The sequence below is a fragment of the Luteimonas lutimaris genome, assembly GCF_039537065.1.
Classification (GTDB): Bacteria; Pseudomonadota; Gammaproteobacteria; order Xanthomonadales; family Xanthomonadaceae; genus Luteimonas; species Luteimonas lutimaris.
Window position 1 is genome coordinate 16,598 of record NZ_BAAAZU010000041.1, and the last position, 13,853, is coordinate 30,450.

Below are 13,853 nucleotides of genomic sequence, written 5' to 3' on the forward strand. Positions count from 1 at the left end.
GCGGCATCGCCTTGCATCGCCTCAGCCGGTGCGCGCGAGCCGCGCACGCGCCAGCACGAACAGCGCCACCGTCACCACCGCCAGCACGCCTACGTGCACCACCAGCGCGGTGTCGTCGTCCATGCCCACCACCGTCAGCGCGATCTGGCCCAGGTGGTACGCCGGCCAGGCCGGAGCGGCGCTCGCAAGCACATCCGGCAGCATCGTCAGCGGCAGCCACAGCCCGGACAGGAACGCCATCGGCAGGAAGATCAGGTTGACCACCGCCGGCGCCGCGTTACCGCCGACCAGGGTGCCGATGAACAGCCCGAGCGCGCAGAACGGCAGCGCGCCGAGCATGTCCACCACCAGCAGCAGCGCCCACTGGCCAGGTTGCAGCGAGACGCCGGCGAGCAGGAACGCCAGCGCGCCGAGCAGCAGCGACACGATCGCCGAGAACAACATCGCCATCGCCATCTTCGCCAGCAGGTAGGCCCCGGGCGGCATCGGCAGCGCGCGCTTGAACGTCAGGAAGCCGCGCTCGCGCTCGATCGCCACGGTCACGCCGAAGCCGAACAGGCCGGCGCCCATGACACCGAATGCGCCGTAGGTCGCGAGCAGGTAGCGGGCGGCGTCTTCGTTGCCTGAGTTCAGCACCACCCCGAACAGCAGGTAGAACAACGCCGGGAACAGGATCGTCGGCAGCGCGAAGATCGGCGTGCGCAGCAGATGCAGGAACTCGTACTTCGCTTCCAGCAGGTAGCTGCGCAGCGTGCGGTGGCGGATCGGTTCGGCGACGGCGTGCATCATGCGGCCTCCCTGTGCGCGTCATCGCTGACGTCTTCGCGGGTGAGTTCGAGGAACGCGTCGGCGAGGCCGGCGCGCTGGACTTCGAGTTCGGACAGGGTCGCGTCTTCGGCGAGCAGGCGGCGGACGACATCCTCGGCGGCGTCGGTGACGATCTCGACCCTGTCGCTCTTCTCGTGGGAGCGGCCAAGGCCGCGATCGCCTACAGCATCTGAGGGCATCGCGCCTGCATCGACCGCTCCGGCATCCGCCAGTGCAGCGTCGACCGCGCGCGCGGAACGGACTTCCGGCCACGCGGCGATGCGCGCGGCGTCCAGCGTCGTCAGGCAGCGGATGCGCCGCGCCGAGACGTGCCGGCGCACCTCGTCCATGGCGCCGGCGGCGACCACGCGGCCGTGCGCGAGCACCGTCACCCGGTCGGCCAGCGCCTCGGCCTCCTCCAGGTAATGGGTGGTCAGCAGCACCGCGCAGCCCTGCGCCACCAGTTCGCGCAGCGCGCGCCACAGGGTCTGGCGCGCCTCGATGTCCAGGCCGGTCGTGGGTTCGTCCAGGAACAGCACGCGCGGATTGCCGCACACCGCCAGCGCAAACTGCACGCGCCGCTGCTGGCCGCCGGACAGCTTGCCGTAGCGGCGATCGAGCAGGCCGTCGAGGCCGCCCAGCGCGACGCAGTCGGCGACGCTGCGCGGGTTCGGATAATAGCTGCGGGTGAGGTCGAGCAGTTCGCGCACCTTGAGCGTTTCCTGCAGCGCGGCGGACTGCAGCATCACGCCGGCGCCTCGGCGCGCGTCGAGGCGCCCGGGCAAGCGCCCGAACAGCGTCGCCTCGCCCGCGTCGGGCTGCATGAGCCCGAGCAGCAGCGCCACCGCGGTGCTCTTGCCGGCGCCGTTGGCGCCCAGCAGCGCCAGTACCTGGCCGGCGGCCAGCGACAGGTCGACGCCGTCGAGCGCCACCACCTTGCCGTACTGCTTGCGCACGCCGCGCAGGCTTGCCAGTTCGATCGATCCGCCTTCCATCCGCCCGCCCCGTGCATGTGATGACGGTGACGATAGGCAGCCGGCGCCGCGGACTGCAGTCGCGGCGGTCATGCATCGCGCATGACAGGCGTCAGGTGACACGGGCGCGCGGCCGGCATAGCCTGCGTCCTGCAGCGTCGGCATCCCGGGCTTTTGGAATGCCGGTTACGTTTGCCGATTGTCCCGGGGGCTTTTGCAATGCGACGGCATCCCCGCGTGACAATCGGCCCATCCGCGCGAACCACGCATCAAGTGACTTCCGGCCATTTGGTCCACGCACCGGTTGCCGTCACACTCGTCGCTTTCCTCCGTCACGGTCCACGATGAACACGAATGCCGAACTGCTGAAGGAACTGCGCATCGACCGCAAGGCGCCGCCACCGCCGTCGCGGCGCGGACTGTGGATCGCGCTGGCCGTGGTCGCGGTGCTGCTGCTCGTCGCCGGCGCGGCGTGGGCGATCTTCGGCCGCGACCGCGGCATCGAAGTGCAGGTGGCCACCGTGCAGGCGATCGGCGGCAGCGGCGGCTCGGCCTCGGTGCTCGACGCCACCGGCTACGTGGTCGCGCGGCGCATGGCCACGGTGTCGGCCAAGATCACCGGCAAGGTGCTCGACGTGCGGATCGAGGAAGGCCAGCGCGTGGAGGAAGGCGACATCATGGCCACGCTCGACCCGGTCGACGCCGACGCCGAGCGCGCGCTCGCCGCCTCGCAGCTGGCCGCCGCGCGCAGCCAGATCGGCGGCGTGCAGGCGCAGCTGCACGAGGCGGAGGTCGATGCAAAGCGCCTGGCCACCCTGGTGGGACAGCAGCTGGTGTCGAAGTCGCAGTACGACCAGGCCGTGGCCCAGCGCGATGCACTGCGCGCGCAGCTGGCCACGGCCAAGCGCAATGCGAACGTGGCCGCCGACCGCCTGGCGATCGCCGACAACGGCGTCGACAACACCATCGTGCGCGCGCCATTCGCCGGCGTGGTCACGGCCAAGGCCGCGCAGCCGGGCGAGATCGTGTCGCCGCTGTCGGCCGGCGGCGGCTTCACCCGCACCGGTATCGGCACCATCGTCGACATGGATTCGCTGGAAGTCGAAGTCGACGTCGGCGAGGCCTTCATCGGCCGGGTCAAGCCGAAGATGCCGGTCGAGGCCACGCTCAACGCCTATCCGGACTGGAAGATCCCGGCCGAGGTCATCGCCATCATCCCCGCCGCCGACCGCGGCAAGGCCACGGTCAAGGTGCGCATCGCGCTCAAGCAGAAGGATCCGCGCATCGTGCCCGACATGGGCGTGCGCGTGAGCTTCCTCGAGGCCGCGAAGCCCGAATCGGCGCAGCAGCCGCAGGGCGTGCGCGTGCCGTCGGCGGCCATCGTCGAACGCGGCGGCCGGGACGTGGCGTTCGCGCTCGACGACGAAGGCAACCATGTCGAACAGCGCGAGCTGAAGACCGGCATGGCGATGGGCGACGACCGCCAGGTGCTGTCGGGCCTGGTGGCCGGCGACGCGGTGGTGCTTGATCCACCGGATGAACTGGAAGACGGCTCGGCGGTCACGATGGCCGCGGATGCCGAAGAGTAGCCGCGCCCGGGCCCCGGCCCGGCGCGCACCACACACATCGCCGGGCGCGGCCCGGCCCACAGCGAGGCACGCACCATGTCGACCCTGGTCACCACCCGCGGACTCACCAAGACCTACCAGCGAGGGCCCGAGAAGATCGAGGTGCTGCACGGCATCGACCTCGACATCCCCAAGGGCGACTTCGTCGCGCTGATGGGGCCCTCGGGTTCGGGCAAGACGACGCTGCTCAACCTGATCGGAGGCCTGGACACGCCAACCTCGGGCGAGATCGAGATCGAGGGCGAACGCATCGACCGGATGGGCGCCGGGCAGCTGTCGAACTGGCGCAGCCGCCACGTCGGCTTCGTGTTCCAGTTCTACAACCTGATGCCGATGCTCACCGCGCAGAAGAACGTCGAACTGCCGCTGCTGCTGACAAACCTCGGCGGCGCGCAGCGCAAGCGCAACGCCGAGATCGCGCTGCAGCTGGTGGGCCTGGCCGACCGCGGCAGGCACAAGCCCAACGAGTTGTCCGGCGGCCAGCAGCAGCGCGTGGCGATCGCGCGCGCGATCGTCTCCGACCCCACCTTCCTGATCTGCGACGAGCCCACCGGCGACCTCGACCGCCATTCGGCCGAGGAGATCCTGCAGCTGCTGCAGGTGCTCAACCGCGACCACGGCAAGACCATCATCATGGTCACGCACGACCCCAAGGCCGCCGAATACGCCACCCATACCGTGCACCTGGACAAGGGCGAGCTGGTGGACGCACCGGCGATGGCGCACTGATGTTCCGCCCCTCCCCCTGCGAAGGCAGGGGGAGGCTGGGAGGGGGTGCCGTGGGCGCCGACGTTCTCTCCGGAGAATTCCGCCGGTGCCCGCGCAACCCCTCCCCAGCCCTCCCCTGCCTCCGCAGGGGAGGGAGCCTAGGAGACCGACATGAAATACTTCTCGCTGATCTGGGCCCAGCTGTTCCGCAGCAAGACACGCACCCTGCTGACGCTGCTGTCGGTGGTGGCGGCGTTCCTGCTGTTCGGGATGCTCGATTCGGTGCGCGTGGCGTTCAACTCCGGCGGCAGCGTCGAGGGCGCCAACCGCCTGATCGTCGCCTCGCGGCTGTCGATCACGCAATCGCTGCCGATCCGCCTGCTGCCGCAGATCGAGGCCGTGCCCGGGGTCAACAAGGTCGCCTACGCAATGTGGTTCGGCGCGATCTACCAGGACCCGAAGAACTTCTTTCCCAGCTTTTCCGTCTCGGACAATTATTTCGAGCTCTACCGCGACTTCGACGTGCCCGCCGAGCAGCTGCAGGCCTATCAGAAGAACCAGACCGGTGCCATCGTCGGTGCGTCGCTGGCCAAGCGCTTCGGCTGGAAGATCGGCGACACCATTCCGATGCAGGCCACGATTTTTCCCCGTGGCGGCAGCAACGAATGGCCGCTGCAGCTGGAGGGGATCTTCACCGCCCGCAACAAGGAAGAGAGGGGCGCGGAGAACCAGATGTTCCTGCACTGGAAGTATTTCGACGAAGCCAACGACTACATCAAGAGCGAGGTCAGCTTCTTCACCGTGCAGTTGGCCAACCCGAACCAGGCCTCCCGGGTGGCGCGCGCGATCGACGCGCTGTCGGCCAACTCCGACCACGAGACCAAGAGCCAGAGCGAGTCGGAGTTCCAGCAGGCCTTCGCCAAGCAGTTCGCCGACATCGGCCTGATCGTCACCTCGATCATGGGCGCGGTGTTCTTCACCCTGCTGCTGCTCACCGGCAACACCATGGCGCAGGCGGTACGCGAGCGCGTACCGGAGCTGGCCGTGCTCAAGACGCTCGGCTTCAAGGACGGCACCGTGCTGGTGCTGGTGATGGTCGAGTCGGTGCTGCTGGTGGTGCTGGGCGGGCTGGTCGGGCTGGGGCTGGCGGCGGTGATCATGCCCGGCGTGGCTGCGGCCAGCGGCGGCACGATCTCGCTGCCGCAGGTGCCGACCCAGACCTGGCTGCTCGGCCTGGGGCTGATGCTGGCGATCGGCATCGTGGTCGGGCTGCTGCCCGCGCTGCGCGCCAAGCGCCTGAAGATCGTCGACGCACTGGCCGGGCGCTGAGCATGCGACGCAAACATCCGCGCGAAGGCATCGCGCATCGCCGGGACGGCGCGCAACGCGCATCGACTGGCCGTATGAACACGAGGTGGCACCCATGAAGAAGCAATGGCTGTGGAACCTGCTTTCGATCGCATTGCTGCTCGTCGGCCTGGCGGTCTGGATCATGCTGCCGTGGCAGGGCGTGCTCGCGGTCGCGGTGCTGCTCGCGCTGTGGCTGCTGTTCACGCGCAGCGGCCGGCTCGCGCTCGCCGCCGCGAAGATCGGCATCGCCAGCCTGCCGCAGCGCTGGGGCGCCTCGTCGGTGATCGTGGTCGGCATCGCCGGCGTGGTCGGCGTGCTGGTGGCGATGCTGGCGATGGGTGAAGGCTTCCAGGCCACACTCGGCAGCACCGGCGACGAGGTTTCCACGATCGTGCTGCGCGGCGGCTCGCAGGCCGAAACCAACTCGGTGATCACCCGCGACCAGGTGCCGCTGGTCAGCGCCCTGGCCGGTATTTCCAAAGACGCCGAGGGCCACCCGCTGGTCTCGCCGGAACTGTCGCAGGTGGTGAACCTGCCGTCGAAGGACGACGGCACCGACGTCAACGCGCAATTCCGCGGCGTCGGCAAGTTGGCCTGGACGGTGCACGACAAGGTCAAGATCATCGAAGGCCGCAAGTTCAAGCCCGGCCTGCGCGAGATCGTGGTCGGCCAGGGCGCGCGCGGCCAGTTCCGCGGCCTCGACGTGGGCAAGACGCTGCGGCTGGGCAACCAGGACTGGACGGTGGTCGGCGCCTTCGCCTCGGGCGACGCGCACGATTCGGAGATGTGGACCGACGCCGAGACGCTGGGCTCGACCTACAACCGCAGCGCCTACCAGTCGATCAGCGTGCGCAACGACGGCAAGGCGGGCGTGGCGGCGTTCAAGGCCGCGATGGACGCCGACCCGCGCCTGAAGCTCGATGTCGAAACCACCCACGACTACTACGCCAAGCAGAGCGGCGGATTGAGCAAGCTGATCAACATCCTCGGCACGGTGATCGGCGCGATCATGGCGATCGGCGCAGTGTTCGGCGCGCTCAACACCATGTACGCGGCGGTGGCCGGGCGCGCGCGCGAGATCGCGACGATGCGCGCGATCGGTTTCCGCGGCCTGCCGGTAGTGCTGGCGGTGATGCTGGAAACGATGCTGCTGGCACTGGTCGGCGGCGTCCTCGGCGGGCTGGTGGCCTGGGCGATCTTCAACGGCTACAGCGTCAGCACGCTGGGCAGCAACTTCAGCCAGGTGGTGTTCCAGTTCAAGGTCTCGCCGGAGCTGCTGTGGACGGGCCTGAAGTGGGCGCTGGGCATCGGCCTGGTCGGCGGGTTGTTCCCGGCCCTGCGCGCGGCGCGGCTGCCGGTGACCACGGCGCTGCGGGATGCCTGATGGACGCTGACCCGGCTTCGCTGTCGAACGCGGGACTCGGCACGCGGCTGCACTCCCTGCAGAAGCGCGCGTTCGAGATCTACGAGGACGCCGCGCTGCGCGCGGAGGCAAATCCAGCGCAGGCCGATGCCGCGTATGCGCGGGCCGAGGCGGAAGCGGCGCCGTTGATCGCGCAGGCCAAAGCGCTCAACGACGAACGCGTGCGGCGCCTGCGCAGGCGTGCGCAGGTCTGGCGGACGCTGGCGATCGCGACGGCAGTCGTGGGCGTGGCGGTGGTTGCGTGGCTGGCCGCGCGCGGCTGACCCGGGATTGCTCAGGCCGGCAACGGCCGCCGGCGCGTGCGCAGCAGCCCGTCGCCGGCGTACACCGCCAGCGCGATCCAGATCAGCACGAAGCCGATCGCACGCTCGGTGCTGAAGTCCTCGCCCAGCAGCAGCACGCCGCATAGCAGCTGCAGCGTCGGCGCGATGTACTGCAACAGGCCGACCAGCGAGTACGGGATGCGTCGCACCGCGTCGGCGAAGCCGATCAGCGGCAGCGCGGTCAGCGCACCGCCCAGCACCAGCAGTGCGGCGACGCCCCAGCCCCAGGCACCCGCGCCGTCGTGGGCGACGAAGCCGCCGGCGCCGTGGAACTCGCCCCACAGCAGCACCGCCAGCGCCGGCAGGAACAGGTACAGGCTCTCGACGCCCAGCCCGCGCACCGGCGGCACGCCGACCAGCTTGCGGATCAGCCCGTAGCCGCCGAACGAGCACGCCAGCGTCAGCGCGATCCACGGGAAGCTGCCGTAGTTGAAGGTCAGCCACAGCACGCCGCAGGTGGCGATGCCGACCGACACCCACTGCACGGTGCCGAGCCGCTCGCGCAGCACCAGCACGCCGAGCACGACGTTGAGCAGCGGGTTGATGAAGTAGCCCAGGCTGGTCTCGACCACGTGGCCGGCGTTGACCGCCCAGATGTACAGGCCCCAGTTGAACGCGATCAGCGTGCCGCTGAGCGCCAGCATCCACGCCGCGCGCGGGATCGCCAGCGTCTCGCGCAGCCAGCCGCGACCGTATTTCCAGAACAGCCAGCCGGCGACCAGCACCGTGCTCCAGACGATGCGGTGCATGATGATCTGCAGCGACGGCACCACTTTGAGCAGGTGCCAGTACAGCGGCATCACGCCCCACAGCACGAAGGCACCGATGGCCATCCACAGGCCGCGGCGATCGACCGGCGCCGGGGTCACGTTGTCGCCTCGATGGCCGCCGCCGGCTTCGGCCTGCGCACCTTCGACAGCGTGATCGCGACCACGCCGGACAGGATCACCACCATCGCGCCGATGTCGTGCACGCTGAAACGCTCGGCGGCCAGCCACGCACCCAGCGCAACGGCGACCACCGGATTGACGTAGGCATAGCTGCCGGCGAGCGTCGCGCGCACGTGGTGCAGCAGCCAGATGTAGGCGGAGAAAGCGACGATGGAACCGAAGCCGGCCAGGTACGCGACCGCCAGCATGCCGCTGGCCGACGGCATCGCGTCGAGCCGCTCGCCCAGCACCAGGCCGGCGGCGAGCATCATCGTCCCGCCGCACAGCATCTGCGCCGCCGCGCCCATGAACGGCGACGGCAGGTCGCGGCCCTGGCTCCACACCGAGCCGAACGCCCACGCGATCGGCGCAACCAGCAGCGCCACCAGCCCCACCGGCGTGGCCGCCAGCGAACTGCCGGCGTTGAGCCACAGCACGCCGACGAAGCCGATGCCCAGGCCCAGCCATTCGAGGCGATTGGAGCGCTGCCCGCGCAGGGTCGCGAACAGCGCGATCCACAGCGGCGCCGACGCCACCGCCACCGCGGCCAGCCCCGACGACACCGACTGCTCGGCGATGCAGACCATGCCGTTACCCAGCCCGAGCAGCAGCACGCCCATGAAGGCACTGTTGCGCCACTGCCGCCACGTGGGCATCGGCACCCCGCGCAACCGCAGCACCGCGAACAGCAGCCCGCCAGCCACGAGGAAGCGCGAACCGGCCATCAGCAGCGGCGGCCAGCCGCCCTCGAGCGCAAAGCGGATGCCCAGGTACGTCGACCCCCAGACGAGATACAGCACCGCCAGCGCAGCGGCGACGGCGAACGCGGAAACGGGCTGCTGCACGAGCGGCGGCGAGGCACTCATGGGGGAAGGTCCGGGTGGCGTGGGGAATAACGGGAGCGGCGGCACCGCAAGTGGAATTCTACGCCTCGCAGCGAGGCCGCGACGCGCAACGCTGTCTCCCGCCGGTGGGCCAATCGACGAGCCGCGAACCGAAGCACTTGCTGCAGGAGCGGCTTCAGCTGCGAGCTTTTGTGCCCGGTCCCTCTGCCCGCGAAGGCAGGAGGAATAAAGGCTCGCGGCTGAAGCCGCTCCTGCAAAAGCAAAGCACCGGCCTAGGTCGCGGACGCTGACGAGCGCTTCCCGAAAAGTCGGACCCCACCCTCGCGCGCTGCGCGCGCTTTCCCTCTCCCGCAGGCTCGCTCAAGGCGGACGCACGGCAGGAACGGAAACGGGCGCCGAAGCGCCCGTCCGTCACGCCGTTGCCGCGAGCACCGTTACTCGGTCCAGTGCCCCGCGGTGTTCGCCACCGGCAGCACCTGCGCAGACAGCACCTTGTCGTTGTCGAGCAGTTGCACCGCGTCGGCCAGGATCGCGGCGGACTCGCGCAGCAGCGGGTCGGGCGCGTCCTCGGCCAGTTTCTCGCGCTTGGCGTCCTCGGCCACGTTGCGCTCGCTGGCCTGCAGGCCGTCGTCGGCGGCCATCGCGGCCAGCGGGTCGAGCGGCAGGCCCAGCGCCTTGCGCTGCTCCTGGCGCGACTTGCGCTTGGCGTCCTGGCGGTCGCGGTCGGCGCGGCGTTCGGCCTCGTTGAGCGAGATGTACTTCTTTTCCTTCTCGGCGCGGAATTCCCGGACGTCCTCTTCGAACCACTGGAATTCCTTGTCGCCCTTCACCCGTGCGGCGTGCAGCCTGGCCAGCTGCGGCAGCAGCGGGGCGAAGTTGCCGTAGCGGGTGTGCGGCACGCCGGCGATGCGCGTCCACGGCAGCGCATTGTCGTAGGTGCTCTCGCCGAACTCGCTGGCGTCGACCATCACCGGGAAGGCGATGTCCGGCACCACGCCCTTGTTCTGGGTGCTGCTGCCATCGGGCAGGAAGAACTGGGCGATGGTCAGCTTGACCTGGCCGTAGCGCTTGCCCTCGTTGCCGGGCCAGCGGTCCAGGTCGACCAGGTTCTGCACCGTGCCCTTGCCGAAGGTGGTCTCGCCGATCACCAGCCCGCGGCCGTAGTCCTGGATCGCGCCGGCGAAGATTTCCGACGCCGAGGCCGAGCCGCGGTTGACCAGCACCGCCAGCGGACCGTCCCAGGCCACGCCGGCATCGCGGTCGCCTTCGACGCTGACGCGGCCGCCGGACTCGCGCACCTGCACCACCGGGCCCTGGTCGATGAACAGGCCGGTGAGTTCGATCGCCTCGTTGAGCGAACCCCCGCCATTGCTGCGCAGGTCCATCACCACGCCATCCACGCCCTCGCCGCGGAACTGCTTGAGCAGCTTGGCCACGTCGCGGGTGGCCGAGGCGTAGTCGTCGCTGTGCTTCCGCCGCCCCTCGAAGTCCTGGTAGAACGCCGGCAGCTTGATCACGCCGATGCGGCGCTCGGGCACGCTGTCGTGCGCGGGCAACTTGAGCACTTCGCCCTTGGCGGCCTGCTCCTCGAGCCGGATCTTGGCGCGGGTGAGCGTGATGCGGTTGGGTTCGCCGTCCATGCCCAGGGCCGCGGGGATCACGTCCAGGCGCACGTCGGTGCCCTTCGGCCCCTTGATCTTCTCGACCACGTCGTCGATGCGCCAGCCGATCACGTCCTCCATCGGCCCGCTCTTGCCCTGGCCGACGCCGACGATGCGGTCGCCGGGAGTGAACTTGCCGCTGGTGGCCGCGGGCCCGCCGGCGATCAGCTCGCGGATCACCACCACGTCGTCCTGCTTCTGCAGCTGCGCGCCGATGCCCTCGAGCGACAGCGACATGCTCTGGTTGAAGCGCTCGGCGCTGCGCGGATCGAGGTAATCGGTGTGCGGGTCGATCGACGCGGTGTAGGCGTTGAGGAAGGTATTGAACGCGTCGGTACCGTCGAGCTCGCCGAGCGTCTTGCCGAGGTTGGCATAGCGCTTGTCGAGCGTCTTGCGGATGTCGGCGCTGTCCTTGCCGGCCAGTTTCAGGCGCAGCCAGTCGTTGCGCACGGACTGTTTCCACAATTGCTCGACCTCGGCATCGTTGGCCGCCCACGGCGCGTCCTCGCGGTCGTAGTGCCAGCGCTCGTCGCCGCTGAAGTCGAAGATGTCCTGCTTGAGCAGGCCGCGCGCGTAGGCCACGCGCTGTTCGACCCGCTGCTGGAAGACCGAGAAGATGGCGAACGCCGGATCCAGCTCGCCGGCCTTGATCGCGCCGCCCATGCGGCTGCGCAGCGGCTCGAAGCGGGCGATGTCGGCGGCGGTGAAGAACATCTTGCTGCCGTCGAGCGACTCCAGGTAGCGCTTGAAGATGTCCTGCGACAGGGTGCCGTCGAGTGCCCGCGGCCGGTAGGCGTAGCGGCTGTCGGACAGCAGGCCGTAGACCAGCTTGGACGTGGTGGCCTGGTCGACCTTCGAGGTCGCGGGCAGTTCGTCGCTGCCCGAGCGCGCCATCAGCGCCAGCGGCACCGACAGGGCAAGGACGATCACGGAAGTGGACAGGGTGCGGGACAGGTTCATGCGTTCACTCGGGCCGCGCCACGGCCACTGTTCGGTGGGGAGGGAGTCTGGCGTCCTTGATGGACGGCGGGACAGTGCAGAAAGTTGCACCAGCGCGCGAAATCCACTCTAACCGCGGCTGCGGCGGCTTATGTGAACGAAACGTGGGGCCGGCGGCCCCCGGCAGCATGCGTGGATTCAGGCGGCGACGCCGGCCTCGGCGGCCTGGCGGTCGGCGTGGTACGACGAGCGCACCAGCGGGCCGGAGGCGACGTGGGTGAAGCCCAGCGACATGCCGTAGATCTCCAGCGCCTTGAATTCCTCGGGCGTCCAGTAGCGCAGCACCGGGTGGTGGTGCGGGCTGGGCTGAAGGTACTGGCCGATGGTGACCATCTCCACGTCGTGCGCGCGCAGGTCGCGCAGCGTCGCCTGCACCTGCTCCATGGTCTCGCCCAGGCCGAGCATGACCCCGGACTTGGTGGGGATGTGCGGATGCTGCTGCTTGAACTTCTGCAGCAGGGTCATCGACCACTGGTAGTCGGCGCCCGGACGCACGTTGCGGTACAGGTCCGGCACGGTTTCGACGTTGTGGTTGAACACGTCCGGCGGGTTGGCCGCCAGGATCTCCAGCGCCCGCTCCATGCGGCCCTTGCCGCGGAAGTCGGGGGTCAGGATCTCGATCTTGGTGCCGGGACTCATCTCGCGGATCGCGGTGATGCAGTCGACGAAGTGCGCCGCGCCGCCGTCGCGCAGGTCGTCGCGATCGACGCTGGTGACCACGACGTACTTCAGGCCCATGTCCTTGACCGTCTGCGCCAGGTGCAGCGGCTCGGTGGGGTCCGGCGGCTTGGGCCGGCCGTGGGCAACATCGCAGAAGCTGCAGCGGCGGGTGCAGACCTCGCCCAGGATCATGAAGGTCGCGGTGCCGTGGCCGAAGCACTCGTGGATGTTCGGGCAGCTGGCCTCCTCGCACACGGTGACCAGGCGGTTCTCGCGCAGCTTCGACTTGAGCTTCTGCACCGCGTTGCCGGACGGGATCCGCACCCGGATCCACGACGGTTTGCGCAGCACCGGCGCGTCGGCGAACTGCACCGGCGAGCGCGCGATCTTGTCGCCGGCGACTTGCTTCGCCCCCGCCTCCAGCGCCGATGCCGGGTTGGCAACGACCTGCAGGGGAATCGAACGCGACGGGGACTCGGGCATGGCGACGGCTCAGGCGGCTTGCGTGGAGGAAACAGCGGCGACCGGCTGCGGGTCCGCGAGGTCGGGCGGCGGGGCCGCCTGCAACGCAAGGCCGAACTGCGCCGCCATCGCGTCGAGCAGTACCGGCTTCATTGCCTCCATGCTCGACGGGCCGCCCAAGTCTAGCACCGAGGTCACCTGCAGCCCTGCGTATCCGCAGGGGTTGATGCGGCCGAACGGCTTCAGGTCCATCGCCGCGTTGAAGGCCAGCCCGTGGAAGGTGCAGCCGCGGCGCACGCGGATGCCGAGCGCGGCGACCTTGGCGCCGTTGACGTAGACGCCGGGCGCGCCTTCGCGGCGTTGCGCACCGATGTTCCACTCGGCCAGGGTGTCGATCACGGCCTGCTCGATCCGGCACACGTACTCGCGCACGCCGATCTTCAGGCGCTTCAGGTCCAGCAGCGGGTAGACCACGATCTGGCCGGGGCCGTGGTAGGTCACCTGGCCGCCGCGGTCGACGTGCAGCACCGGGATGTCGCCGGGCACCAGCACGTGCTCGGGCTTGCCGGCCTGGCCGAGGGTGAACACCGGGTCGTGCTCGACCACCCAGACTTCGTCGGTCGAACCGCCGTCGCGCAGGTCGGTGAAACGCTGCATTCCACGCCAGACCGGTTCGTAGGGCTGGCGCCCGAGGTCACGCAGCACGGCGACCCTGCCTGTCTCCCGAGCCCCGGGCCTTACAGCGTCCACTTCACCTCCGGATGCGCGCGCAGGACCTCGTGCGCGGTCTCGTACTGGGCGCGGTCGTCGGCGCGGAAGCCCAGCTTCACCGAAACGAACTTGCCGCCGCTCGATTCGCGCCACGAGATGGTCTCGTGCAGCACGTCGATGCCGGCGGCGGTGAGCAGCCTGGGGATTTCGGTTTCCAGCCCGGCCGTGGCCGGCCCCATCGCGGTGATCTCGAAGGTGCCGGGGAACTGGAAGCCGTGCTCGGGGTTGTCGGACTTGATTTCCATCGTCCGATTATGGGTCCGCCTGCGGCCCAACCCAAGCCATCCGCCGACGCGCTCGGATGCGTGCGTGG

At 69.5% G+C, this 13,853-nt stretch carries 13 protein-coding genes; 5 read left to right on the forward strand and 8 right to left on the reverse strand.

Annotated elements, in window-relative coordinates:
* Positions 1-21: 21 nt before the first annotated feature.
* Together ABD679_RS15390 and ABD679_RS15395 are read right to left on the reverse strand one after the other, a co-directional pair.
* Entirely contained in the window at positions 22-786 is a 765-nt protein-coding gene (locus tag ABD679_RS15390) for an ABC transporter permease (RefSeq protein WP_425561925.1), read from the reverse strand.
* Positions 786-1,802 carry an ABC transporter ATP-binding protein gene (locus tag ABD679_RS15395; protein ID WP_344760906.1) on the reverse strand — a complete coding sequence of 339 codons (1,017 nt, stop codon included), beginning with the start codon at positions 1,800-1,802 and terminating at the stop codon, positions 786-788. Before ABD679_RS15395 ends, ABD679_RS15390 begins: the two co-directional genes overlap by 1 nt.
* A gap of 323 nt (positions 1,803-2,125) precedes the next feature.
* Between ABD679_RS15395 and ABD679_RS15400 the strand changes: the two genes are divergently transcribed.
* The 5 genes from ABD679_RS15400 to ABD679_RS15420 all read left to right on the forward strand — a co-directional run bounded on the left by ABD679_RS15400 (position 2,126) and on the right by ABD679_RS15420 (position 7,153).
* On the forward strand, positions 2,126-3,370 hold the full coding sequence (locus ABD679_RS15400; RefSeq protein ID WP_344760907.1) for an efflux RND transporter periplasmic adaptor subunit: 1,245 nt from the start codon (positions 2,126-2,128) through the stop codon (positions 3,368-3,370).
* A 75-nt stretch (positions 3,371-3,445) separates the two neighbouring features.
* Positions 3,446-4,138 (forward strand): ABC transporter ATP-binding protein, encoded by a 693-nt coding sequence (locus tag ABD679_RS15405; RefSeq protein WP_344760908.1) that lies wholly within the window; start codon positions 3,446-3,448, stop codon positions 4,136-4,138.
* Between the two features lie 150 nt (positions 4,139-4,288).
* On the forward strand, positions 4,289-5,446 hold the full coding sequence (locus ABD679_RS15410; protein WP_344760909.1) for an ABC transporter permease: 1,158 nt from the start codon (positions 4,289-4,291) through the stop codon (positions 5,444-5,446).
* Between the two features lie 94 nt (positions 5,447-5,540).
* Positions 5,541-6,851 (forward strand): ABC transporter permease, encoded by a 1,311-nt coding sequence (locus ABD679_RS15415; protein ID WP_344760910.1) that lies wholly within the window; start codon positions 5,541-5,543, stop codon positions 6,849-6,851.
* A complete protein-coding gene (locus tag ABD679_RS15420; RefSeq protein WP_344760911.1) occupies positions 6,851-7,153 on the forward strand; it encodes a hypothetical protein in 303 nt (100 codons plus the stop codon). Before ABD679_RS15415 ends, ABD679_RS15420 begins: the two co-directional genes overlap by 1 nt.
* 11 nt (positions 7,154-7,164) lie before the next feature.
* Here ABD679_RS15420 and rarD read toward each other — a convergent pair whose 3' ends face one another.
* From rarD to ABD679_RS15450, 6 genes are all read right to left on the reverse strand, one after another.
* On the reverse strand, positions 7,165-8,046 hold the full coding sequence (gene rarD / locus ABD679_RS15425; RefSeq protein ID WP_344760941.1) for an EamA family transporter RarD: 882 nt from the start codon (positions 8,044-8,046) through the stop codon (positions 7,165-7,167).
* Positions 8,047-8,078: 32 nt separating this feature from the next.
* Positions 8,079-9,008, reverse strand: coding sequence for a drug/metabolite exporter YedA (gene yedA, locus ABD679_RS15430; RefSeq protein ID WP_344760912.1), 930 nt, complete (start codon positions 9,006-9,008; stop codon positions 8,079-8,081).
* Positions 9,009-9,421: 413 nt separating this feature from the next.
* Positions 9,422-11,608 carry a carboxy terminal-processing peptidase gene (locus tag ABD679_RS15435; protein ID WP_344760914.1) on the reverse strand — a complete coding sequence of 729 codons (2,187 nt, stop codon included), beginning with the start codon at positions 11,606-11,608 and terminating at the stop codon, positions 9,422-9,424.
* 177 nt (positions 11,609-11,785) lie between these two features.
* Positions 11,786-12,790, reverse strand: coding sequence for a lipoyl synthase (lipA, locus tag ABD679_RS15440; RefSeq protein WP_344760915.1), 1,005 nt, complete (start codon positions 12,788-12,790; stop codon positions 11,786-11,788).
* A gap of 9 nt (positions 12,791-12,799) precedes the next feature.
* Positions 12,800-13,519 (reverse strand): lipoyl(octanoyl) transferase LipB, encoded by a 720-nt coding sequence (gene lipB / locus ABD679_RS15445; protein ID WP_344760916.1) that lies wholly within the window; start codon positions 13,517-13,519, stop codon positions 12,800-12,802.
* Positions 13,507-13,785: a DUF493 family protein gene (locus tag ABD679_RS15450; protein WP_344760917.1), complete on the reverse strand. Its 279-nt coding sequence runs from the start codon at positions 13,783-13,785 to the stop codon at positions 13,507-13,509. The genes lipB and ABD679_RS15450 overlap by 13 nt, the downstream gene beginning before the upstream one ends.
* Positions 13,786-13,853: the final 68 nt, after the last annotated feature.

Bases quoted from the DNA above. Each gene is read 5' to 3' on its own strand.
- ABD679_RS15390 (WP_425561925.1), bottom strand. From the start codon at position 786: ATGCACGCCGTCGCCGAACCGATCCGCCACCGCACGCTGCGCAGCTAC.
- ABD679_RS15395 (WP_344760906.1), bottom strand. From the start codon at position 1,802: ATGGAAGGCGGATCGATCGAACTGGCAAGCCTGCGCGGCGTGCGCAAG.
- ABD679_RS15400 (WP_344760907.1), top strand. From the start codon at position 2,126: ATGAACACGAATGCCGAACTGCTGAAGGAACTGCGCATCGACCGCAAG.
- ABD679_RS15405 (WP_344760908.1), top strand. From the start codon at position 3,446: ATGTCGACCCTGGTCACCACCCGCGGACTCACCAAGACCTACCAGCGA.
- ABD679_RS15410 (WP_344760909.1), top strand. From the start codon at position 4,289: ATGAAATACTTCTCGCTGATCTGGGCCCAGCTGTTCCGCAGCAAGACA.
- ABD679_RS15415 (WP_344760910.1), top strand. From the start codon at position 5,541: ATGAAGAAGCAATGGCTGTGGAACCTGCTTTCGATCGCATTGCTGCTC.
- ABD679_RS15420 (WP_344760911.1), top strand. From the start codon at position 6,851: ATGGACGCTGACCCGGCTTCGCTGTCGAACGCGGGACTCGGCACGCGG.
- rarD (WP_344760941.1), bottom strand. From the start codon at position 8,046: ATGGCCATCGGTGCCTTCGTGCTGTGGGGCGTGATGCCGCTGTACTGG.
- yedA (WP_344760912.1), bottom strand. From the start codon at position 9,008: ATGAGTGCCTCGCCGCCGCTCGTGCAGCAGCCCGTTTCCGCGTTCGCC.
- ABD679_RS15435 (WP_344760914.1), bottom strand. From the start codon at position 11,608: ATGAACCTGTCCCGCACCCTGTCCACTTCCGTGATCGTCCTTGCCCTG.
- lipA (WP_344760915.1), bottom strand. From the start codon at position 12,790: ATGCCCGAGTCCCCGTCGCGTTCGATTCCCCTGCAGGTCGTTGCCAAC.
- ABD679_RS15450 (WP_344760917.1), bottom strand. From the start codon at position 13,785: ATGGAAATCAAGTCCGACAACCCCGAGCACGGCTTCCAGTTCCCCGGC.